The organism is Dyella sp. M7H15-1 (assembly GCF_004114615.1).
GTDB lineage: Bacteria > Pseudomonadota > Gammaproteobacteria > Xanthomonadales > Rhodanobacteraceae > Dyella_B.
Window position 1 is genome coordinate 930,388 of the sequence record NZ_CP035300.1, and the last position, 23,524, is coordinate 953,911.

18 protein-coding genes, 1 other RNA gene and 2 pseudogenes are annotated in these 23,524 nt (G+C 58.9%); 12 read left to right on the forward strand and 9 right to left on the reverse strand.

All coding sequences use genetic code 11. The features are described from left to right. Positions 1-67 precede the first annotated feature (67 nt). On the forward strand, positions 68-553 hold the full coding sequence (bamE, locus tag EO087_RS04515) for an outer membrane protein assembly factor BamE (protein WP_128897825.1): 486 nt from the start codon (positions 68-70) through the stop codon (positions 551-553). 37 nt (positions 554-590) lie between these two features. On the opposite strand, the gene EO087_RS04520 is transcribed toward bamE, so the two are convergent. After that, positions 591-866 carry an RnfH family protein gene (locus tag EO087_RS04520; protein ID WP_128897826.1) on the reverse strand — a complete coding sequence of 92 codons (276 nt, stop codon included), beginning with the start codon at positions 864-866 and terminating at the stop codon, positions 591-593. Continuing rightward, positions 859-1,290 (reverse strand): type II toxin-antitoxin system RatA family toxin, encoded by a 432-nt coding sequence (locus tag EO087_RS04525; protein WP_128897827.1) that lies wholly within the window; start codon positions 1,288-1,290, stop codon positions 859-861. Before EO087_RS04525 ends, EO087_RS04520 begins: the two co-directional genes overlap by 8 nt. A gap of 80 nt (positions 1,291-1,370) precedes the next feature. Between EO087_RS04525 and smpB the strand changes: the two genes are divergently transcribed. From smpB to EO087_RS04550, 5 genes and pseudogenes are all read left to right on the forward strand, one after another. After that, entirely contained in the window at positions 1,371-1,865 is a 495-nt protein-coding gene (gene smpB, locus EO087_RS04530) for an SsrA-binding protein SmpB (protein ID WP_128897828.1), read from the forward strand. 292 nt (positions 1,866-2,157) lie between these two features. Further along, positions 2,158-2,509, forward strand: a transfer-messenger RNA (tmRNA) gene (ssrA, locus tag EO087_RS04535). A 55-nt stretch (positions 2,510-2,564) separates the two neighbouring features. Further along, a pseudogene (locus EO087_RS04540) lies at positions 2,565-2,855 on the forward strand (JAB domain-containing protein); the annotation flags it as partial. A 544-nt stretch (positions 2,856-3,399) separates the two neighbouring features. Continuing rightward, positions 3,400-3,897 carry a hypothetical protein gene (locus EO087_RS04545; RefSeq protein WP_128897830.1) on the forward strand — a complete coding sequence of 166 codons (498 nt, stop codon included), beginning with the start codon at positions 3,400-3,402 and terminating at the stop codon, positions 3,895-3,897. 36 nt (positions 3,898-3,933) lie between these two features. Beyond that, positions 3,934-5,709, forward strand: a complete 1,776-nt coding sequence (locus EO087_RS04550) for an acyl-CoA dehydrogenase C-terminal domain-containing protein (RefSeq protein WP_128897831.1) — start codon at positions 3,934-3,936, stop codon at positions 5,707-5,709. 124 nt (positions 5,710-5,833) lie between these two features. On the opposite strand, the gene EO087_RS04555 is transcribed toward EO087_RS04550, so the two are convergent. Both EO087_RS04555 and EO087_RS04560 read right to left on the reverse strand, forming a co-directional pair. Further along, a complete protein-coding gene (locus tag EO087_RS04555) occupies positions 5,834-6,304 on the reverse strand; it encodes a DUF3828 domain-containing protein (RefSeq protein ID WP_128897832.1) in 471 nt (156 codons plus the stop codon). 8 nt (positions 6,305-6,312) lie between these two features. Next, positions 6,313-6,681 (reverse strand): CHAP domain-containing protein, encoded by a 369-nt coding sequence (locus tag EO087_RS04560; protein WP_128897833.1) that lies wholly within the window; start codon positions 6,679-6,681, stop codon positions 6,313-6,315. A 273-nt stretch (positions 6,682-6,954) separates the two neighbouring features. On the opposite strand from EO087_RS04560, the pseudogene EO087_RS04565 reads away from it, so the two are divergent. Both EO087_RS04565 and EO087_RS04570 read left to right on the forward strand, forming a co-directional pair. Continuing rightward, positions 6,955-8,932 (forward strand): annotated as a pseudogene (locus EO087_RS04565) (CocE/NonD family hydrolase). Between the two features lie 102 nt (positions 8,933-9,034). Beyond that, the gene (locus tag EO087_RS04570) at positions 9,035-9,508 is read left to right on the forward strand and encodes a GNAT family N-acetyltransferase (protein ID WP_128897834.1); all 474 of its coding nucleotides are present in this window, start codon (positions 9,035-9,037) and stop codon (positions 9,506-9,508) included. A gap of 210 nt (positions 9,509-9,718) precedes the next feature. Here the strand turns inward: EO087_RS04570 and EO087_RS04575 are convergent, their stop codons facing one another. Then, positions 9,719-10,480, reverse strand: coding sequence for a SapC family protein (locus EO087_RS04575; RefSeq protein ID WP_128897835.1), 762 nt, complete (start codon positions 10,478-10,480; stop codon positions 9,719-9,721). Between the two features lie 258 nt (positions 10,481-10,738). On the opposite strand from EO087_RS04575, the gene EO087_RS04580 reads away from it, so the two are divergent. The 3 genes from EO087_RS04580 to EO087_RS04590 all read left to right on the forward strand — a co-directional run bounded on the left by EO087_RS04580 (position 10,739) and on the right by EO087_RS04590 (position 16,003). After that, positions 10,739-11,338, forward strand: coding sequence for an HNH endonuclease (locus tag EO087_RS04580; protein WP_128897836.1), 600 nt, complete (start codon positions 10,739-10,741; stop codon positions 11,336-11,338). 94 nt (positions 11,339-11,432) lie between these two features. Beyond that, entirely contained in the window at positions 11,433-13,205 is a 1,773-nt protein-coding gene (gene dxs, locus EO087_RS04585) for a 1-deoxy-D-xylulose-5-phosphate synthase (RefSeq protein WP_128897837.1), read from the forward strand. 197 nt (positions 13,206-13,402) lie between these two features. Continuing rightward, a complete protein-coding gene (locus EO087_RS04590) occupies positions 13,403-16,003 on the forward strand; it encodes an MMPL family transporter (RefSeq protein WP_205744432.1) in 2,601 nt (866 codons plus the stop codon). A 28-nt stretch (positions 16,004-16,031) separates the two neighbouring features. Here EO087_RS04590 and EO087_RS04595 read toward each other — a convergent pair whose 3' ends face one another. From EO087_RS04595 to EO087_RS04605, 4 genes are all read right to left on the reverse strand, one after another. Further along, positions 16,032-18,362 carry a TonB-dependent receptor gene (locus EO087_RS04595; RefSeq protein ID WP_128897838.1) on the reverse strand — a complete coding sequence of 777 codons (2,331 nt, stop codon included), beginning with the start codon at positions 18,360-18,362 and terminating at the stop codon, positions 16,032-16,034. 99 nt (positions 18,363-18,461) lie between these two features. Then, positions 18,462-19,310 carry a peptide chain release factor N(5)-glutamine methyltransferase gene (prmC, locus tag EO087_RS04600; protein WP_128897839.1) on the reverse strand — a complete coding sequence of 283 codons (849 nt, stop codon included), beginning with the start codon at positions 19,308-19,310 and terminating at the stop codon, positions 18,462-18,464. Next, positions 19,310-19,450: a hypothetical protein gene (locus EO087_RS16110; protein ID WP_164931764.1), complete on the reverse strand. Its 141-nt coding sequence runs from the start codon at positions 19,448-19,450 to the stop codon at positions 19,310-19,312. The genes prmC and EO087_RS16110 overlap by 1 nt, the downstream gene beginning before the upstream one ends. A 140-nt stretch (positions 19,451-19,590) precedes the next feature. Further along, the gene (locus EO087_RS04605) at positions 19,591-22,269 is read right to left on the reverse strand and encodes a M1 family metallopeptidase (RefSeq protein WP_128897840.1); all 2,679 of its coding nucleotides are present in this window, start codon (positions 22,267-22,269) and stop codon (positions 19,591-19,593) included. Positions 22,270-22,411: 142 nt separating this feature from the next. On the opposite strand from EO087_RS04605, the gene EO087_RS04610 reads away from it, so the two are divergent. Next, a complete protein-coding gene (locus EO087_RS04610) occupies positions 22,412-23,182 on the forward strand; it encodes a response regulator transcription factor (protein WP_128897841.1) in 771 nt (256 codons plus the stop codon). Positions 23,183-23,524: the final 342 nt, after the last annotated feature.

Below are 23,524 nucleotides of genomic sequence, written 5' to 3' on the forward strand. Positions count from 1 at the left end.
GGGGTACACTGCTAAATCAAGTCACTAGTGTATCATCCAAGACCTTCACGATCCGGATTCATTACGAATGCAAAAGCTGATTCGAGCACTGGGCTTCGCTACGCTGGTGGTTTCACTGGCCGGCTGCCATATCGTGTACACCCCCGACGTGGCCCAGGGCAATCTGTTTGACAAGACCATCGACAAGAACCTTGCCGATCAGCTCAAGCCGGGTCTGACCAAGCGCCAAGTGCTGGTGCTGCTAGGTACGCCCTCCGTCGCCACACCGTTCGACCAGAACCGCTGGGATTACATTTCCACCTATTCGCACCGCGGCGAGAAAATGAAGTTGCAGTCAATGAGTCTGTTCTTCAACAACGATGTGCTGGTGCGCACCGAAGGCAACCTGTACTTCCAGGATGCGCAAAAGCTGGTCAACGAAAGCAACAAATACAAGACCCACTACGACGTCAACGACACTTCCGGCGACAAGACGGGCGGCAGCGGCAGCGGCAGCGGAGGTGACAACGGTGGTGGTGACAGCAGCGGTGACCATGGCGGTAGCGGCAACTGATCGCCTAGGTCATACCTCAACACGTGCATGACAGGCCTTAACGCATGCGACGACGGCGGGCATCCTTCGGATCAAGAGTGAGCGGCCGGTAGATTTCCACCCGGTCGCCATCCTGCAACACATGCTCTGGTGCGGTGCGACGGGAGAAAATCCCCAGTCGCGACGGATCAAGCTCGACCTCCGACAACTCCTGCAAAATGCCCGACTGCTCCACGGCCTGGATCACCGTGCTGCCGGCAGGCAAGCTGAGCCGACGCAGTATCTGACGTTCCGCCGTGGCCCAAACCACCTCCACCGCAACCGGCTTATCCATAAACACGGTCCGCCTCGCGGCAGAAATCGTCGACCATGCGATGGGCCAAACCCTGAAAGCCGAGTTTCAACGCCGCGCCGCCCAAACGGCCGGCATAGTCGAAATCCAACTCCAGGGCCACCTTGCAACCGTCCGTGCCTAGCGGGATGAAGTCCCAGAACCCGTCAAGGCTGCGGAAAGGCCCGTTCACCAGGCTCACCTGCAAGCGGCGCGGACGGTCAATGGTATTGCGGGTAGTAAAGCTGTGATGGAAGCCGGCAAACTTGAGATCCAGCCGCGCCACCAGTATGTTCTCCCCGCGCTCGATCACTTCGGCGTTGGCACACCAATTGAAGCGCTTTGGGTATGCTTCAACCTCGTTGACCAGGTCGAACATTTGCGCCGGCGAATATTTCACTAGTGCGCTGCGGCGGATTTCGATCACAGTAGCCTCTTTACAAGAATCCAGCCCAAGCCCGCATGCAGGAAACCTGCACAAGGCGACAAGCCCAAAGTTTAACGGACATGGCAAAAGCGAAGGACAAGGACAAAAAAAATACCGGCGGCACGATCGCGCTCAACAAGCGCGTCCGGCATGAATACCACATCGACCAGCGCTATGAAGCAGGCATCGCGCTGCAAGGCTGGGAGTTGAAGGCATTGCGCGCCGGCCGGATCAATTTCGGCGACGGCTATGCCGTGGTGCTCAAAGGCGAGATCTTCTTGGTCGGCACCTCCATCCCGCCGCTGATCAGTGCCTCCACCCACGTGGTGGCGGTAGATCGCCGCACCCGCAAGCTGCTGCTGCACCGGCAGGAAATCGACCAGCTCATCGGCGCCGTGGAGCGCAAAGGCTATACCCTAGTGCCCATCGCCATGTACTGGAAAGGCAACAAGGTGAAAGTGGAAATCGGCTTGGCACGCGGCAAGCATGAACATGACAAGCGCAACGCCGACAAAGAACGCGACTGGCAACGCGAAAAACAGCGCACCATGCGTGCGCATAATCGCAGCGCCTGAACACCTCCCGCGCACGCTCAACCGTCGTCCAGGCGAACCCACAAAAGGGGGGCATGACTGGACATTGCGCCTTTAACCAGCAAAGCAAGACACCCAAACATCTTGCCCAGTCACGCCCAATCATCGTCACCTCAACGGTCATGCCACGCGGCGGCACCCGCCACGATGAAACCCGCCTCACTCATCGTCGTCCCGGCGACGAATCCGGAGGTACGGTGTGTTTCATGGCAACCATCCAAACAGCCCAAGCGTGTATAATCCATCACGCTTCAGCCATCTTTAAGATTTCCCCGGGGGTGTCCTGGCTTCGACGGGGGTAGTGAGATAGCTTGGTGCATGCCGAGGGGGCAGCTTTCCTCGTTAATCCAGCCGCAAACTTATAGTTGCCAACGACGACAACTACGCTCTGGCCCTAGCAGCCTAAGCCCTGAACCCACTTGTGCCTGTGCTCGTGGATGTAAGGTCATTATCACAGGATCGCCCAAAGCTGCCGCCTGCTGGCTAGGGTTAAATCAAGCGGGCTGGTCCTTCGATGCGCCTCGCACATCGTGCTGTCGCGGGATGAGATCCAACGGTGAGCTAAGCATGTAGTACTAGGCGTCAAGCGCCTTCGGACGCGGGTTCGACTCCCGCCACCTCCACCAATACAGCCATCTAAGTAATTGATTTACTTAGATGGCTTTATTTATTGGCATGATGTTCCTCGACAACCAACATGGCCTGATTGCGTTCGAGGTGCTCTTTCATGGCACGATCAATCAATCGGCCGTGTATCCGCGTGAAGTCATCAGGACAGCCCTGAAGCACAACGCCGCCGACGTGACCCTGAGCCACAACCATCCAAGCGGCAACACCACCCCATCAGCGGACGATCGGAAGATGACGGATGTCCTCAAGCAGGCCTTTACGCTAATTGACGTCCGCGTCCTGGATCACATCGTTATCGGCGGTGGCCGCACCACCAGCTTTGCAGATCGAGGCCTCTTATGAGGCCGATGGAGATCAATGGGCAAACGAGGGCAGGTTCAGTGTGTCATGAACGTGGGTGAAAACCTGCGATGCTGTATCAAAGATGGGAGTAGGTCCCGGAGTCGGCTTGCAGGAGCAGGCTTCAAACCGCCCAGTGTTGCGATGCTCAAAAATTGGCCGAAGCCGCCTATCGATTCAATCGCCGTTTTCGCTTGCGCGACATGCTGCCTCGGCTGGTACGCGCTGTGGTGCTCTGCGCGCCTTGCCCTGAGCCGATTTTGCGCGAAGCTACCAATTTTATAGCTGAGGTTCGACACTAATCAGGTACCCCGTAGTCGCATTAGCACCTTTCGAATCCTCGGCTCTTCGCCCCACTTCATATCCGCACCCGGTAGACCCGCTTCTGAGGCGCCGCGAACTCCGCGTAGTGCTCCAGCTCCGTCAGCACATCCGCGCTATGGGACAATTTTTCTAGACAATCAGTAGACGCAGGCGGCGTGTTGCACTCCTCCCTTCCACCCATCCCTTTCCCTGCTATATTCAAACAATCGTTTGAGGTGAATCCATGAAACGACTGCTCCACGGATTGGCATTGATTCTGTTGGTTGGCGTGCTGGCTGCCTGCGGGCCACAGCGCCAGAGTGTGTTCCCGCCCACCCTCACCATCCAGCAGATGCGAGTGCAGTCTGATGGCACTTGGGAACTCACCCTGCGCTTGCAAAACAATAGCTATACCGGCATGAATTACCAGTCGATCGAGGGCGAACTGCAGGTCGCGCAGGGCATCCCGGCCCGACTGCATGCGAAGTTCGACCTGGATGTGCCGTCCTTTGCCGGCGACGTCGTCTCGATCACCGTGCTGCCCACCATCGACATGAGCAAGGCGCTACAGGCCGTGGCCGCCAAGGGCAGCGCCGGTTCGCTAGCCTACGCCATCAAGGGCGTCGTGCATTGCACGCCCCATCTGGAAGATCACCCGGACAACAAGAATCCGCGCGACTTCCCGTTCAACCACAACGACTACCTGTCGCCAGTCCCCGGCATCGCCAATACGTACCGCTGACCGCCTACCGCCATCGTCACACCAAGGATTTACGCTATGACGCTCTACAAGGCCCCGCTCGACGACCAGCGCTTTGCACTCTTCGACCTGCTCGGCGCGGAAGCCATCCTTACCCAGTTGCAAGGTGGCGAGGGCCATACCCGCGATCTGCTCGACGCGGTGCTGGAAGAAGCCGGCAAGCTGAGCGAGCAGGTGTTGGCGCCGACCAATGCCACGGGCGATGAAGAAGGCTGTCATTTCGACAAGGCCAACCGCGCGGTCACCACACCCAAGGGCTTCAAGGAAGCCTTCCGCGCGTTCTCCAACGGCGGCTGGGCCGGCCTCACCATGGCCGAGGAATTCGGCGGCCAGGCGCTGCCATCGGTGATGGGCATCGCCACGTCTGAAATGTTCCAGTCGGGCAATCTGTCATGGAGCCTGTATCCACTGCTTTCCGAAGGCGCCTGCCACGCGCTGGAACTGCACGGCACCGAGGATCAGAAACATACCTACCTCAAGCCGATCGTGGCCGGTCAATGGACCGGCACCATGTGCCTGACCGAACCGCAGGCCGGCTCGGATTTGGGCTTGCTCAAGACGCGCGCCGAACCCAGTGCGAATGGCAGCTACAAGATCAGCGGCACCAAGATCTTCATCAGCGCCGGCGATCACGACCTGGCCGACAACATCATCCACCTGGTGCTGGCACGCCTGCCCGATGCGCCGGCTGGCAGCCGAGGCATCTCGATGTTCATCGTGTCCAAGTTCAAAGTGAAGGCGGATGGCTCCCTGGGCGAGCGCAACAACGCCTACCCAGGCGCGATCGAGCACAAGATGGGCATCCGTGGTTCGGCCACCTGCGTGATGAACTTCGATGAAGCGGAAGGCTATCTGATCGGCCCATCGCACAAGGGCCTGGCAGCGATGTTCACCATGATGAATGCCGCGCGCCTCTCGGTGGGCTTGCAAGGTTTGGCATTGTCTGAACGCGCGCTGCAAAACAGCCTGAACTACGCCCGCGAGCGCTTGCAGTCACGTGCGCTGTCTGGCCCGAAATTCCCCGACAAGCCCGCCGACAACCTGCTGGTGCAGCCGGACGTGCGCCGCATGTTGCTCACGCAGCGCGCCTTCGTCGAAGGTTCGCGTGCATTGATTATGTACGCCGCGCTGCAAACCGATATCGAAGCGCGCGGCGTGGATGAAGCGACACGCCGGCAAGCCAGCGAACTGCTCGCCTTCCTGATTCCGATCGCCAAGGGCGTGGTCACCGAACTCGCGCAGGAATGCACCAAGGAAGCCTTGCAGGTGTACGGTGGCCACGGCTTTATCGTGGAGAATGGGGTGGAGCAATTCGTGCGCGACGCACGCATCATCACGCTGTACGAAGGCACCACCGGCATCCAGGCAGCGGACCTGCTCGGCCGCAAGATCCTCCAATTCAAGAGCGTGGGTCTGCAGCATTTCCTCGCCGAGATCGGCGCGTTCTGCAAGCGGCATGCAACGGATGAAGCGTTGCATCCGTATATCGCTCAACTTAGCGCTTTGGCCAAGGAATGGAGCGAACTGACACAGAGGCTAGCCCAACGCATCCAGGGCAACCCGGAAGAACTGGGTGCGGCCGCCAATGACTACCTCTACTACAGCGGCTACATCACCCTCGCCTACTTCTGGGCGAAGGCCGTGGCCGCGGCGGAAAAGAGCGCACAACAACCGACGTTCAAGCAAGCCAAGCACGATACGGCAGCGTTCTACTTTGCGCGCCTTCTGCCGCGCACGCATATGCACAAAGCGGTGATTGAGGCGGGTGTGGGGACGTTGCCGGCGATTGTGTAACATTGGCATGCCGTTATGAAGAAAACGCCCGGAGCATTCCGGGCGTTTTTTGATCACACGCGCAAGAAAGGCCAAGTAATACGCAGTGGCTCATCGCGTTAGTACGTTATGGGATGACGGTGAATCACTTCCATGAAGGCGGCCAGAAATGATTTTGCGTGTCTTCGACCTTCATGATCTTCCATGTATTGCCGTGCTTACGCAGAAAGATGACCAAATTCGACTTGGTTCCGGCGACGCCGAAGGTAGCGAGGATGACCGCAACATCGTCGAGCATCACGGTGGGCCGTGTGACGGTGTGGCTATTCCAATCCGAAGGATCAACATCCTGTCCCTTTATGAAGTAATCGACGTCATAGGGCAATGCGCCACGCTTGGCGTCTGCGCGTAGCGCATCTACGGTCGTCTTCTCGACATAGGCGTAGATGTGATCGTCATTTAACGGGTCTTTGAGCTGATCCACCTGACGGACATACCAAGAATAGAACGCCTTGACATCGCCTTCGGCCGTTGCGTAATCCTGCGCTCTTGCTGCCTGCGACATGGCTGCCACCAGCATCAACACGAACGCCATCAAAAAACCTGTCTTCGCCATGAAACACCTCAAGGGTGACGGTAAATCTTATAAGCCGGCTGGGCCTTCCTGTAATCCGGTCCTGGGTACACATCGGGGCCAGGGCGTTGCTTGAAATCGGATATCCAGCGTGTCCCGTCGTAAATCGCCATGTGGCCGTCATCATGGCCAGCGAAACCCTCAATCACCACAACATCACCTTTTTGTGGCGCTCCGGTTACTTCATAAAACCCTGACGCGCTGAGACTTGCGCCGTAGTTCGCCGCGCTGAGAGTTGGGGCAACATGGACCCCGCCCCATTCAAGCGCACGACGCACGTAGGCGGCACAGCGGCCTTTGCTACTTGTTTCAGCGTGGCTGTCTGCGAAATTGACGGCGCCGGATTTGTTATAAGGCATTGCGACCGATCCTTGACTAGACTGAACTCGGAAACTAACTCAGCCGCTCAACCTAACGCTATCAGGCAAACCTGACTTGATAGGCTCCCGTAGGTCACATGCAGTCCCATTTGGCCTGTGGCCCGTACTGTCGTTCCGCCCCTCGCCGAGGCGCTTTACGAAAGAGAAGCTGATCAATGACGACGAGGCGTTTACAGGCATTTCGGCACTGCCACCTGCCCGTCTCCATGGATTAAAGCTACGCTAGCCGCGCACACCCAACGGGGAGTCACCATGAAGTCGAGTCGTACCGCGATTGCGTTACGTAGGCTCAAGCCTGCGATGTTCACCCTGCTGCTGACAATAAGCACTGCCACCCTGGCCGACAAACCGCCCAGCCAGCCGCAATACCCCAACTATCCCAGCGAAACGCCCGCGCAGTTCCAACCGGCTACCAGCAGCTACGACTACGTCGAGCGCGACGTGATGATCCCGATGCGCGACGGCGTGAAGCTGCATACGGTGATACTGATTCCCAAGGGCGTCACGCATGCCGGCATGATCCTCACCCGCACGCCCTATGATGCTACCGATCTTACCCATCACGTGATGAGCGACCATCTCGGTCCGATGCTGGAAGGCTACGACAACGCCACCGACGTGATCGTGGAGGATCATTACATCCGCGTGGTCCAGTATATCCGCGGCAAATACGGCTCCGAGGGTGATTACGTGATGAACCGGCCGATCCACGGCCCGCTCAATCCTACGCCGGTCGATGACGCAACCGACACCTACGACACCATCGACTGGCTGGTGAAGAACGTACCGGAATCGAACGGCAAGGTCGGCACCATCGGCATTTCCTACGACGGCTTCGAGCCGCTGATGTCACTGATCAACCCGCATCCGGCGCTGAAAGTCGCGGTACCGATGAATCCGATGGTGGACGGCTGGATGGGCGACGACTGGTTCCATCACGGCGCATTCCGTCAGCAGAACATGTCCTACATCTACGAGCAGGAGGCCAGCCGGGACAACTATTACAAGTGGTGGACCGATTACCACGACGAATACGATCTTTTCATGCACTACGTTTCCGCCGGCAAACTCGGCCACGCGTACGGCATGGAGCAGCTTGGTTTCTGGAACAAGGATGCTTGCGCATCCGGCCTATGACTCCTTCTGGAGCGAACAGGCGGTCGACAAGGTATTGGCTGCGCAGCCATTGAAAGTACCGACCATGCTGGTGCACAGCCTATGGGATCAGGAAGACATCTACGGCGCACTAGTCGTGTATCGCGCGATCAAGCCCAAAGACGTCACCGGCGACATGGTGAAGCTGGTAATGGGCCCCTGGCATCACGGCCAGGAGATCGAGGAAGGCAGCTCGCTCGGCGCGATTCAGTTCGGCAGCGACACGGCCAAGTATTTCCGTGAGCACGTCCTGCGCCCGTACCTCGCGCAGTATCTGAAAGATGGCGCACCGAAAGCCAATATCGCACCCGTCACCACGTATCAGACGGGCACTAATCAATGGCAGCGACTCAGCCATTGGCCGCTTGCCTGCGAAGAAGGCTGCGCGAAGAAAAGTCGTCCCATCTATCTGCAAGCAGGAAACAAACTAGGCTTCAGCGCACCAGGCTCCAGCGCAGGCTATGACGAGTACATCTCCGATCCTGCCCATCCCGTCCCCTTCCGCGCCCGCCCGATCCAGCCCGTGGGCTACGACAATGGCCTAACCTGGCCGCAATGGCTGGTGGACGACCAACGCGAAGCATCCGGCCGCACCGATGTGCTGACCTATGTTTCCGATGTACTCACCCAGCCACTGACCATCGCCGGTGCGCCTGTCGTGCACCTAGTCGCATCGACCAGCGGTACCGACAGCGATTGGGTGGTGAAGTTGATCGATGTCTACCCCGACCAGGTGGCCGAGCAACCGGAGATGGGCGGTTATCAACTTGCGGTCGCGATGGATATTTTCCGTGGACGGTATCGCGAAAGTTTCGATCATCCCAAGCCGCTCGTCGCCAACCAACCGCTGACCTATCGCTTCGACCTGCCCAACGCCAATCACGTGTTCCTGCCGGGCCATCGCGTGATGGTGCAGGTGCAATCGAGCTGGTTCCCGTTGTACGACCGCAATCCGCAGACGTTCGTGCCAAACATCTTCTGGGCCAAGCCGGGGGATTATCGGAAGGCGGCGCAACGCATTTATCACTCGGCGGATCAGGCCAGCTATATCGCGCTGCCCGTCATCGGCGACTGACTCACCACTCCCGCACCAGCTAGCCCTGGGGGCTTCCTCTCACCGACCTCTTGGGTGTAGAACCAAACCCGCCCGTTCCTGTTCGCACCGACCGGTCAACGCATGAGTGACAGCCCATTTCACATCCGTCTTGCCGAGGATGACGATGATTTCATCCTCGGTCTGGTTCCCCGCTTCGTCGACTTCTCCTTGCCAGTCTGGCGCAAGCGGCATGAATGTATCGAAGGCATTCGCAAGGACCTCAGCCGCCAGTTGGACGAACAGCCTTCCAACAGTTACGTGTTCGTCGCCGAAAACGACCACGGCGAACGCGTCGGCTTTATTCATCTGCAAAAAAACCAGGATTACTTCACCGGCCGCGCCAACTGCCACATCTCCGATCTTGCGGTAGCGCCGCGTCATGAAGGCCAGGGTGTCGGCAAGGCATTGATCGAACACGCCGAGGAATGGGCGCGCAAGCACCAGTGCCAGCTTGTAACGCTGGCAGTGTTTCCCGGAAATGAACGTGCGCGGGCATTATATGAAGCGGCAGGTTACAACGTTGATCTGCTGCGGCTGGCGAAGCCCATGCACTAAAGACAACATCGCCTCATACTTGCAGGGGGCATGCGGAGAGAGGGGAAAGCGAACGTGCCTTATGTCACTGTTACCCAGCCTCGGAAGATGTGTGCTGCGATGAGCTGATTGTGAAAATCGAAGTCACCACCATGCGGCCGTGAGCCCACCTGAATGGCGTACGAAAAAGCCGCCCGATGGGCGGCTTTTTCGCCATCATCACCAAGGCGATCAGTTCTTGGTCACGTTGGCAGCTTCGACTTCTTCACGCTGGGCCAAACGCTGGCCGACGCGGTCGATGTTCGACAACGACAGCAAGTGCGCGTAGATCCAACCCATGGTGCCGTCGGCAAGGAACTGGTGCGCGATGGCCGCGTCGATCTTGCGCAGTTTTTCTTCATTGACCACGAACAAACCATTGAGGTTGAGCACGTTGCCGTTGCGCTCCAGGCGAACGTTGCGCGGTTCGAGCAGGTCGTGCTTTTTAAGGTCGTCCATGAACTGCTTGGTGCGCGCCACGTGCTGCTGGAATTCGCCGAGGAAGCTTACGGCGTTTTTCAGCATATCGGTTTCGCTGCCGTCTTCTTGGAACAGGCGCTCGCCTTCCTCGTCGTTGAAGCCTTCGTAGGCTTCATCGAGGAACACGGTGAAATCGTCGCCCTCGGCGCCCGGTGGCTTTTCGGCCAGCACGAACGGATAGCGGCGCACGAAAGCCGGAATGTAGACGCCCTGCACCCACTGGCCGTCGGTGTCCAGGAACAGGTTTTCGTTCTGGCGCAGGCCGAGCAGGGCCATCGGGCCGGCGTTGGCCATGTCGGGGCCGGCGAACAGGATCGGAATGTCGCGGGCAGTGACGGGAAACTCAGTACAGGTCAGCGGTACGGAATGCACCCCGTGCGCAAACTTGAGGTTCTGCAATCCCTTGATGCGCAGATCCTTGTGAGCGGTGCGATTGAGCGGTACAGGACGCTCGTAGAAAAGTACTTCAGCCACGTTGCCTACCTCTCTGCCCAGCCGTGCCGGGGCCGCCACCCAGGCTTCCCCTCCCAAACCCGGCGTCGGGTCTATAGATGAATGATTACTATATCAGCGCGAGGTTACCAGGGTGAATCAGTTTGAGCCTTTGTTTCTTGAGGCTTTCCGCTAGCGATTTTGCATGCGTTTTGCAATCGATTTGTTTTATGCTGAGGAAAGACTGAGCACCGTTGCATGGATGGGCGCTCTTTCGCTATTGGGTGAAGGACGAAACGCATGCTGATGGAAGTGCCAAAGCTGGCCGATCTCAACGCGACCCGCGTGTTATCGCTGGACGCTGCCGGCCGAATCCTCGACTGGATCAGTTGGCAGGACGCGGTTTGCCTCTACGTCCGGGAAGCGGTGGCCTGGACACTTGGCGACCCCTGCCTGACCGTCCATGGCGGCCATAACCGCCACCTCGGTAGGCAAAGCCAGATCGAGCTTCACCCCATCGTGGCCAGTACCGGCCACTGCCGCGACCACGCGGTCGACCCCGCCCCAGTCCTTACCAACAGCGCCCTTTTTGGGCGCGATCGTTATTTGTGCATGTATTGCGGCGAGCGCTTCAGCCGCGGTGAGCTGACCCGCGACCACGTGCTGCCGATCTCCAAACGTGGCCGCGATGACTGGGAAAACGTGGTCAGCGCCTGCCTGGCCTGCAACCTGAGGAAGGCCAATCGCACCCCGCAAGAGGCCAACATGCCGCTGCTTGCCGTACCTTACCGGCCAAGCTGGGTGGAACACCTGATCCTGTCCAATCGCAATATTCTGGCCGACCAGATGGAGTTTTTGGTGAGCCACCTTCCCCGTCACCGCCGCGAAGCCCTGGTGTAAGGTCACCCGCCAAACTGAGTGCAGCTTGACCTGGGCCTTGGCGATGTCCCGGCTTTTCCTTGCCCAGTCCTAACACAGGGCTAACAATACGCTGATGATCGACCTTTCCCGCTACCCGCATTTGTCCGCGATCGAGTCGCCGGCGGATCTCCGCCGCATTCCCGACGACCAACTTGGCGTGGTTGCCGATGAATTGCGCGGTTACCTGATCGAAGCGGTCGCAAGTTCTGGTGGTCATTTCGGGTCGGGCTTGGGCGTGGTGGAGCTGACCGTGGCGCTGCATGCGGTGTTCGATACTCCGCACGACCGCCTGATCTGGGACGTGGGTCATCAGTGTTATCCGCACAAAATCCTCACCGGTCGCCGCGACCGCATCACCACCATCAAGAAAAAAGGTGGCCTGGCTCCGTTCCCGCGCCGCGAGGAAAGCGAGTACGACACCTTTGGCGTCGGCCACTCTTCCACGTCGATCTCTGCCGCGCTGGGCATGGCAATTGCGCTGAGGCGCAAGGGCGATACGCGCAAGCTCGTCACCGTGGTGGGCGATGGCGCAATGACCGCCGGCATGGCATTCGAGGCGCTCAACCACGCCGCCGATATCAACGCCGACATGCTGGTGGTGCTCAACGACAACGGCATGTCGATCAGCGAGAACGTCGGCGGCCTGCCCAAGTCGATGGCGCGCCTGCCTGGCACGCTGTTCGAAGAAATGGGCTTTCATTACAACGGCCCCATCGATGGGCACAATGTGCCGCAACTATTGCATGCCTTGCGCGCCGTGAAAGACCTGTCCGGCCCGCAATTGCTGCACGTGATCACCACCAAGGGCAAAGGTTACGCACTGGCGGAACTGGAGCAGATCGAATATCACGCGGTTAGCCCGTTTGATCCCAGCGCCGGTGTGGCGAAGAAAGCCGGCCCTTCGAAGCCCACTTACTCTGATGTCTTCAGCGATTGGCTATGCGATATGGCCGCCGCGGACGAGCGCCTGCTCGGCATCACACCGGCGATGCGCGAAGGCTCGGGCCTAGTGCGTTTTTCCCAGGCATATCCGCAACGCTATTTCGATGTCGCCATTGCCGAACAACATGCGATGACGCTCGCGGCAGGCATGGCCTGCGAAGGCGCAAAGCCGGTGGTGGCGATTTATTCCACTTTTCTGCAGCGCGCTTACGATCAGGCGATCCATGATGTCGCACTGCAAAACCTAGATGTCACCTTGGCGATCGATCGCGCTGGCGTGGTGGGTCCAGATGGCGCCACGCATGCGGGCAGCTTCGACCTGAGCTTCCTGCGCTGTCTGCCGAACATGGTGATCATGGTGCCGGCCGACGAGAACGAATGCCGCAGCATGCTCACTACTGGTTTTCGTCATAGCGGTCCGGCGGCGATCCGTTATCCACGCGGTACCGGCCCCGGTGTCGCTGTTCGTTTGGAACTGGACGAGCTGCCCATCGGCCGCGCGGAACTGCGTCGTCGCGGTCACGGGCTGGCGATCCTGAGCTTTGGCGCGATGCTGGCGCCGGCTGCGGAAATCGCCGCGGAATTCGACGCCACGCTGGTGAACATGCGTTTCGTGAAGCCGCTGGATGAAACCTTGTTGCTCGAACTGGCGAAGGATCATCGTGCTTTTGTCACCCTCGAGGACAACGCTGTGGCCGGCGGTGCTGGCGCGGGCGTATCCGAATGTCTGGCGGCACATGGTGTAACCTTGCCGACCCTGCATCTGGGCCTGCCGGATGTTTTTCTGGAACACGGTAGTCGAGAGGAAGTGCTGAGCGAGGCTGGACTGGATTTGCCAAGCATTCGTAAAGCCATTTTTGCCCGTTTTCCCAAGCTTGGTTCGTTGAACCAGGCGAGTGCTTGAGTCTGAACTTTTCCCTCTTTCTTCCGGGAGAGAGCAGAGTGAGGAGCCAATCTTGCGCAAGTGATGATTCAAAGCACGCTTCGATGCAGGTCATTCGCAAGATATGCCCCTCACCTCAATCCTCTCCCCGGAGGGGAGAGGAAGCAAAACCCCGAATGTTTGCGACGTACATTTACAAATAAGGGAGCGTTAGGCCCGTGACTGAGCTTATCGTCCGTCTGGTTCAATTCTGCCGGCGTTTTGCCGTGTATGTGGTGCTCTTCTACGTCATCCTGGCGGGGGCTTGCATCTGGCTGGCTGCACATCGCCTGAGCGTGGACACCAATACCGACAATCTGTTCGCCAAGACCCTGCCATGGCGTCAACATGCCATGGCCTTCGATCGTGAATTCCCACAGTTCAACAACCTGTTGGTGGTGGTGGTGCGCGGTGCGACGCCAGAAGAATCCAGCGAGACCGCCGCGCAATTGGCCAAGGCGATGGCGTCGGACAAGAAGCACTTCATCGACGTCAGCCGACCGGATGCCGATCCCTTCTTCCGCATTGAAGGTTTGCTGCTGCCTGATCCGAACGATCTGGCCAAGCTGCTCAATTCACTGATGAGCGCGCAGCCTTTGCTGGGTCCGCTCGCCGCCGACCCTTCGGCACGCGGACTGTTGAACGGCGTGTCGCTGATGGCGGCAGGCGTGCGCATCCAGCATGCGGACCTGAGCCCCTACAAATTGGCACTGGATCAGTTGCGCCAAGTGCTCGACAACGCCGCTGACGGTCATCCCACGCCGCTGTCATGGCAAAGCCTACTTGGCTCGGATGTCACCCAGCAGCCCGACAACGTGAACATGGTGCTGGCCCATCCGGTGCTGGAAGAAGGTTCTCTGCAACCGGGACAGGCCTCGACCCGGGCCATGGGACGCATTCGCGACAGCCTGCCCGATGTGAAGAGCGGACGCGTGCGCGTGGATTACACCGGCTCGGTGGCGCTGGCCGACGTACAATTCGGCGCACTCACCAAGGGCATTGTGTGGAGCACCTTCGGTAGTTTGCTGCTGCTGGCGCTGTGGCTGTATCTGGCCATGCATTCGTTCCGTCGTATCATCCCGATTCTAATCACCTTGCTGATCGGCTTTGCGCTGACCATTGGTTTTGCAGCGCTGGCGATTGGCACCTTGAATGTGATCTCGGTGGCGTTTGCCGTGCTGTTCGTCGGCCTCGCCGTGGACTTCGGCATTCAATTCGCCGTACGCATGCGTGAAATGCGCATGCTGCACGCCGAGATCAACGTGGCCATTGCCGAATGCGCGCGTGTTTCAGGCAGCCAGATTGCGGTCGCCGCTGCCGCCACGGCCTGTGGCTTTCTCGCATTCTCGCCCACCAGCTTCGTCGGGGTGGCCGAACTTGGCACCATCGCCGGCGTCGGCATGGGCATCGCGCTGGTGTGCACGCTGAGCTTGCTGCCTGCGCTCTTCAGCATCTTCAAGCCGCAACGCCAAACGGCGGAACTGTCGCTACCGTTTGGCCCAAAGCTGGATGTGTTCCTGCATCATCGCTACAAGCCGGTGCTGATCGCCTTCACTCTGCTTGGCGTCATCGGGCTGTACGCCGCCATACGCATGCCGTTCGATGCCAATCCGCTCAACACGCAGGACCCGCATTCCGAGCCCATGCGCACGTTGCGCAGCCTGGCGGACAATCCGATCACCAACCCCTTCAACATCAACATCATGGTGCCCGACCTGGCCACGGCGCGCATGCTCAGCGCCAAGCTGGAGAAGTTGCCGGAAGTATCCAGCGTGATCTCCGCGGCGACCTTCGTGCCGGCACACCAGCAAGAATCGCTCGACCAGCTCAGCCAGGCACAGGTGCTGATGCTGCCCTCGCTGGATGTCGATCCTTCGGTACCGCCCATCACCCCCGCAGCGCTGCGCTCCTCCATCGAGGATGCGCACGAAGCCATTGTCGATGCCCATGCGGAAATGCCAACCGATTCGCCACTGCGCGGTATCGATGCCGCCTTGCAGAAACTGCTCAAGGTACCGGATGACCGGCTGATGGCGATGAACGAAGCGGTAAGCCGCTTCCTTCCCGCGCAATTGGACAGTTTGCGCGATGCACTGGATGCCAAACCGATAACGCTGGAAACGCTGCCCGAATCGATCAAACGCGACTGGGTCAGCCCTTCTGGTCAGGTTCGTATCCAGGTGTCGCCTACCGTCAATGACCAGGACACGCAGGAACTGCGCCGCTTCGTGGAGGCCGTGCAGCGCATTGCTCCCGACGCAGGCGGTCCTGCAGTGACGACCATTGCCTCCGCTGACACGATCATGCGTGCGTTCCAGCAAGCAGCGGTGCTGGCCATCATCGCCATTGCGGTCGTGCTGCTGCTAGTGATCCGCCGCCTGAAAGACGCTGGCATCGTGCTGCTGACACTCGGCATGTCGGCGCTGCTCACCGCCCTGCTCGCCCGCATGCTGGGCATGGCGATCAACTATGCAAACATCATTGCGTTGCCGCTGCTGCTAGGCGTGGGGGTGTCGTTCAACGTCTACTTTGTGATGAACTGGCGCGCAGGCATGCGCCGCTTCGCGAGTTCAGCGTCGGCACGTGCAGTGCTGTTCTCGGCGCTCACCACCGGCACGGCATTCGGCTCACTGGCGCTGTCGCATGACCTGGGCATGGCGAGCATGGGCGGCATGCTGCTGGTGAGCCTGGTGGCAGTGTTGCTGGCGACGTTTGTGTTTTTGCCCGCGTTGCTTTATGCGATCAAGCCACCGGCGCGGGTAAGTGGCACAGGGCATTGATCGCCCTGCGCATTGCCGATTGCGCGTTCTAGAATGGCACGTTGAACGACACCCCCACTGTCCGTGGCGTTGATATCTGTACCAGCATCGGCCCACCCACCGACGCCAGGAAGTTCACCGCCTCATCGTTCAAGGTGCCAATCGGTACCTGCCGGTTGAGCACGTTGCGTACATAGAAATCGATATTCGCGCCGCTGCGCAGATTGATGCCCGTGTTGACATCCAAAAACATGAATCCCGGCAGATAGAAATTCGGATCACTGCTATCACCCGAGAAGCCCGCGTTGCGGTGCGAGGAAGCACGCAAGTTCGCACCGACATAAGCATCGGTGCCAGCCAGTATGAACTTGTACTTGCCACTCAGCGTGCCGGCCCACTTCGCCGAATACGGCAAGGGTGAATTGGGCTGGATACCGAGTTCCGAGCTACCGTTCTTGGTGTAAGCATCGGTGTAAGCGGAAGAGGCTGCGAATTGCCAAGGCCCCTGCGAATAATTGGCCTGCATCTCCACGCCTTCCACGCGCGCATCGCCCGCGTTCTGGATGATGGTGTTGCCCAGCGTGAAGGTATAAAGCTGCAGGTGGTGCCATTCGATGTCGTACCCATCGATGCCGAGATTCAAATGACCATCCAGATGGCTGCTCTTGTAACCCAGCTCGTAGCTTTGCAGATTATCGGAACCGAAACTGTCCCCGGCATTCGGATTGGGCCCCAGCAGGGTGCTCTCGATCGGCGCCTGCAAACCGCCCGGACGATAGCCGGTGGAGGCGCGCATGTAGTAGTTGTCCTTGTCGGTGGGTCGCCAGCTCAGGGTGATCATCTTAGTAACGTCATCGCTGACCATGTGCTCGTAAAACCCTCCCGGGCTTCCTGCCACCGGCCCTTGCTCAAAGTTGGACAAGTGCTGCGAATTGCCACTCACTCGCGCACCGATGGTCAGGTCCAGCGTGGGGTTGGCATGCCAGGTAATGTCCCCGTAGCCTGCGTACTCCTTGAAGCCCGCGTTAACGTTCTGCTGGAGCAAGCTGGTCTGACCGGGCAAGAGCTTGTTTTCGCCTTCCAACACATACTGCTCCCACACGTTTTCGCGGTTGAACCAGAAGCCACCAAGCCAATCGAAGTTCTCGTTCTTGCGTGAAGTCAGACGAATTTCCTGCGAGGTTTTGTGCACGCTGTACTGCGAATCGACATACAGCGAGTTCAAGGGCTGATCCACGCCCAGCGCAGGCCCCAGGGCATTCAACAAGGCCAGGAAGGAATCCGGATAATCCTGCACGCTGTGATTGACGAAATTCTGGTAGGACGTGATCCAGTCCAGCGAGGCCCCATCGAAGTCATAACCGGCATGGAAAGAGTAAAGCTCCAGCGTCTGGGTAAACGGCTCGCGGTGATTGAGCCGGCGATTGTAAGGCCCACCGGAAATAGGCTGTCCTTGCAAGTTGTAATCGGCCATCGACAGGCCATCGGCGGCAATTTTCTGTGCCATGGCGGTGACATTGAGCGTGAGCTTATCGACAGGATCGACCTCCAACTGCACGCGCGCACCCTTGGTATGGGTGCGGTCATCGCCACCCGCCGGCGTTTCCCCCACTGCCTGGTACACACCCGTGACGTGTTGATCCACCACCGCTACCCGCAAGGCGGCTTTATCTTTCACCAGCGGGATGTTCAACATGGCGTGTTCGGTATAACTCATGCCGCCACGATTGGTATTGGAGATATCGCCACCGACACTACCGTAGACACCACTGGTATCCGGCTTTACCGTGACATATTTCATCAGTCCGCCCATCGAACCGGCGCCATACAAGGTGCCTTGAGGTCCGTACAGGAATTCGATGTGATCCAGATCCAGCAAGGCCGGATCGAACACGAAGGTTGCCGCCGCCGCATAAACCGTGCTGCCACCTACCGGCACATCGTCGATGTAGACCGATACCGTCGGGCTGGTCTGGTTGCCGGTGGAGACGCCGCGCATGATCAGCTCGCCCTGCCCGGTGCCGCCCGCACTGGCGAAGAATACGCCCGGCTGGTAGGAAACGTAGTCATTGAGGTTCTTCGCGCCCAGTTGCTGCAACGATGTCGCCGATACCGTATCAACGTGCATCGGCACTTCACGCTCCGGTTCGCGACGGCGGTTCGCCGTCACCATCACTTCGCTGAGCGTGACCGCAGGCTTGCTGGCGGAGGGAGGCGATGGCGGCGTAGCGGCTGACGTTGCGGGAGCCGGCACAGTCTGCGCCATGACAGCAGGTGCAACGACAGGAAGAACCAGCGGAATCAGCAACAAACCCATCAGGTGCGACAGATAACGCTGCACGGGATGCTGACGAGCAACGACACGACGGCTATGACTCATGGCGAAATGTCCGGGGCAGACTTTAGTCTTTGTAGTAATGCCCGGATGCGCCGATATAACCCGGGCTCCATCAGTTGCGATTGCAGTCTACGCCGATGTCTATCGCAAATCACAATCGTTGCTGACTGACCAACAGCCACCGCTGACACGATCGCGCTCTTCCAGATCGCGCATGGTTAAAACATTCGCGAAAGACGCGTTGCTAAGCAGCATGCGCACGGCATCGCCCTGATTCCAACCGTGCTCAAACAACAGCCAACCCTGTTGCACAAGATGTCGCCCCGCATCACGAATGATGCGGCGGATATCGTTAAGTCCATCTTGCCCGGAAGCGAGCGCACTCATCGGCTCGAAGCGCAGATCACCCTGATTCAAGTGCGGATCGTGACTTTCGATATAGGGCGGATTGGAAACGATCAGATCAAAGCACCGCTCGCCCAATGGTGTAAACCAGTCACCATGCACGAAGCTGACGTTTTTGATGCCATGGCGTTCGGCATTGCGCTGCGCCACTGCCAGCGCCTCGGTGCTGGTATCGGTGGCCATCACTTGGGTGCGTGGCCGTTCGCGCGCCAGCGCAAGCGCAACCGCACCTGTACCGGTGCCCAGATCGAGCACCTTGGCATCCGCATCGTGAGGCAAGCGGTCCAGCGCAAGCTCCACCAAGAGCTCGGTTTCAGGCCGCGGTATCAACGTCGCTGGCGTAACCTCGAGATCGAACGTCCAAAATCCACGCCGGCCGGTGATATAGGCCACCGGCTCGCCAGCCTCGCGTTGCTCGACGAGCACGGTATAGGCCACTGCATGCTCCGCGGAAAGCATGTCGTCCGCATGCGCAATCAACCAACTACGCGGCTTGCTGAGTGCATAGGCCAGCAGGATTTCCGCATCAACGCAATCGCCAAGCCGTTGTATAGCAGCCGACAAGGCTTCCCGTACCTTAGGCATCACGCAATGTCCGCTCCCGCCTGGATCACGTTGCCGTGCAGGCCCCCATCCTGCCAGTCGCGTAACGCAGGTGGCACGTCCTGTGCGAATAACGGTGCAGCCATACACAACCAACCCACTATCCCTATCCATCGGCGCATGCGGCTCTCCTCCCGGGGTATTCGGCGCAGTTTAGACCGAATCCGGTGCTGAAAAGACCGCCAGCCGCTTACCCGTAAACCAAACGAAAACACCAGGCAGTTCGCACTGCCCGGCGTTTGTCGATGCATGCGCTGAGCCGTCAGATTTTGTCGGGGTCCTGCTTAGCCTTAAGCGCCGCGCAAAGCAGGGTCTGCTCACGGGTCTGTGCCAGGCCGCGGTTGGCTCCCGGGATATCCTTCAGGCGCGGAGCGAAATAATCCTGCAAACGCTCGGCCTCCGCCGACGAACAGCTACCACCACCAACCAGCCCAGGCAGCATGCCGCTGGCAAAACTGCCTGTGCGTGCCAACACTGGCTGGTAGTGCCTGGTGAACCATTGCCACAAACCATCACGTGCAAGCATGGTGTCCTGGTTGCCGCGCAGAAGCATGGCCATTTCGCCGACTTTCACATCCTTGGTCAACGCGAAATCCCGCACCTGGTTGGCCAGAGTGGCATCCGTGGTCTTGCTCAGGCCGGCAAGCATGGCATTGCGCAGATCGGGACTGATGGTTTGCGGAAGCTCCGCCATCAATGCGTCCACGGCGGGTTTGCCACGCTCCTGTACCGCAACGCCCAACGCAACGCTCAGAAGATCAGGGTTGGCCGCCTCCAGATTCAAGTGACCGTCGGCCTTCCTGGCGAGCGCCGCATCACCTTGGATGAGCATCGCCGCACGGACTTCAGGTGCCTTGAAAACAAGCGCAAGCGCACCGACAAGCTGACTACGCAAAAGCGTGTCAGAACCGGCTTCGCCAGGCTTGCGCTGGTAGCCAAGCTGCTGCAAGCGTGGCAGATAGGCATCCTTCACCCACGTGACAATTTTTGCGCGCTGGGCATCGGTGACGGCTTCATTGCGATAGATCCATTCGAGCATCGATAGCGGCGCCACGGCAACTTCCGCGGTAGCCACGCTGGCTAGTGGTTTCAGGGCAGCCATGGCTTCACCCGCATTCCACTCGCCTTGGCGGAAGCCGGCATCGATGCTGTCGGCATAGGCCAACTGCTCGGCATTACTCAACGCAACCACATGTTGCGTGAGATCCGACCACCCCGCCTTGTCAAGGCTGAAGCGGTAATAACCACGCGCATCCGCATTGGGCATAACCCAGGTCGAGGGGATAGCATCGGCCAGAACCATGCTGCCCGTCTGTTTGTCGAGCAAGCTGCAAGTCACTTTGGTCCCCGCGTGGATGGCATAGCGCACGCAAACCGGGATGCCCCACAGACGATGGGCGTCGCCGCTGCTGCCAAGTGGCAGGTAGCGGCTTTGACTCAGTTGCAGCAAGGTCTTGCCGTCCTGCTGCTCAAGCTTGGCCTGTACATAAGGCACGCCGTTCTGGTCAAGAAAACTGTTGAACGCGCGCTTGAATGTGTCCTCCTGATGGGCAGCATGGGCGATCGCAGCGACCAAATCATCCGCCGTGGCATTGCCAAACTTGTGTGCCTGAATATAGGCGCGCATGCCTTTCTGGAAGACATCTTCGTCCACATAGCCTTCAAACATGCCGAGAACTGCGGCACCCTTGCGATAGGTAATGCCATCGAACGCCATCGCGATATCACCGCTGCCAGTGATCGGCTGACGAATCTGGCGTGCGGTAGTCAAGCTGTCATTGTGCATGGCCGTTTCCGCACCCATGACGCGATCAAGGTCGGCGTGGTATTCCGGATGCACCTTCATGGTGACCTTTTGCTGCATCCAAGTGGCAAAGGCTTCGTTGAGCCAGAGATCATCCCACCATGCCAGCGTGACCGTATCACCGGTCCACTGGTGTGCAAGCTCGTGCGCCGTAACATTGAACGAACCACGCACGTATTGCTCCGGCGAATCGGGATCTAGCAACAACAGCCAGTCGCGAAAGGTCACCAAGCCCGGATTTTCCATGGCGCCAGCAGAGAAATCCGGTGCGGCAAGCAGATCAAGTTTGCCGAAGGGATAACCAAAGCCGTAGTAGTTTTCGAGCGTGTGAATAATGCTTGGCGTTTCACTCAGCACATGCTGCAGACGATGGGCTTCGCCCTTTGCCGCGATGCCGCGCAGGGGCAACACATCGATACGGTAGTCGTCCGGCGCAATATCCGGCCCCCGAGAGATATCCCAGGGGCCAACCGCAAACGCCACCAGATAGGTGGGCAGTGGGCGCGTCTGCTCGAAGGTCAGGGTTTTCCAACCTACGTCCGCAGGCGCTTCATCGATCTGCCGAGTATTGGCAACACCCGTCAGGTCTGAAGGAATCGTCAGCTTGATGTCGTAGGGTGTCTTGAAGCCCGGCTCATCGAAACTGGGAAACGCAAAGCGTGCACTGATCGGCTCCATTTGTGTCATCGCGTAGGGCGTACCCGCACGGCTGACTTTGTACAAACCCTGAAGCTGCTGGTTCAACGGTGCGGTATAAGCCATCGTCAAGGTCAATTGCTGTGGCTGCAGCGTTGTACTGAAATCAATCCGCGACACGCCTTCCTTCGGTGATACGGCCACGTATTTGCTGTCGTGAACCGTTCCGTTTGCCTCGGTCACTGTGGCCTTGCTGACGTCCAGATCGCGACCATCCAACCATAGGTGGTCGGCAGCCTGCTTCAGGTCGACCTTGATGGTTGTCGTGCCTGAAAAGCGGGGCTGGCCCGGATCGACCCGGAATGCCAACTCATAAGACTGCGGCACCGCCCAAGCCGGCAAGCGGCCGTGTGGCAACTGATCGTCGGGCGTAGCGGCCAAGGCAGTCGCGCAGCAACTAGCCAAAGCGGTCATGATGATAGGAAGGATAAGACGATGCATTACGAGCCTCGCTGACGGCATCAAAAGGACTAACGGTAACTGACGCGGGCACTTTGCCACAAAGCCGTAAGACATAACCCTCTGATCGGACTATTTCGACCCACCTAAGATAAATTCCTACCCACGGCATGAGTTCGCGTTGATGACGGATAATCACCCTCCCTCTGCCCATTCCATCACACCGCCCCCTCACGTCTTCGTGCTCGAAGACAACACCGAACTGCGCCAGGACATACTGCTTCCTGCCCTGCGCGAGCACGGCTTTCAAGTGCAAGGTGCCGCCACGGCGACGGAGCTTTACCGGACCATGCTTACCCAACACGTCGACATGATCGTGCTAGATGTGGGATTGCCTGATGAAGATGGCTTTTCCGTGGCACGCCATTTGCGCACCATCTCGGATATCGGCATTGTGGTACTGACCGGACACACGGACCGCCAGCACCAGCTTGATGCGCTGAAGAGCGGCGCCGATTTCTACCTCCCCAAGCCGGTCGACCTCGACGTGCTGGCTATCACGCTGAAGAACCTTGCTCGGCGCATTCCATCCAAACAGCACGCGCACAAGCCCCAGCCCCAGCACAAACCCAGCACCGCTACCCACTGGCGACTGGAGGCCGGCGGTTGGCGACTGGTGTCGCCGCGCGGCAAGAGCGTAGTGCTGACCGCGTCGGAACAATGTGTGACGACAACCCTGGCTACCGAGCGTGGATCGCCAGTATCGCGCGATCTTCTGATTCGTGCCTTGAGCCGCAATGTCTACGATTTCGATCCGCACCGCCTCGAAATGATGATTCACCGCCTGCGCCGCAAAGTGCTCGCCAACACCGGAGAAACGCTACCGCTCATCACCGTGCGCGGTAGCGGTTATCTGTTTACCTGCGACGGTGATTCCTCTGTGTTGTCGTCATAATCCTGTAAATCCTACGTCATCGCCGACTTCCATTAGAGCGAATTACGTGAGGATTACGTAGGAAAAACCTCTTCACACCGATCTTTTTGTCAGGCCACGGCATGCCTGAAGCCACACACGCACCTATTCCAACCGTGCAACACGATAGTGGTGTCAGGTAATTCATCGTGTCCGCACCATCACCGCTATATGACATAACGCACACGTATGTGAGAAAGCGTGATGTTTTGTGAGTTTTCGTGAGTGACGTCCCTCCTTGCATGCATTGATGCTCCATGTAACGCGACCACTCAGCCACACCGTAACCGGCAGTGTCGCGCAGGGAGAGCACGCGTAGTGAAT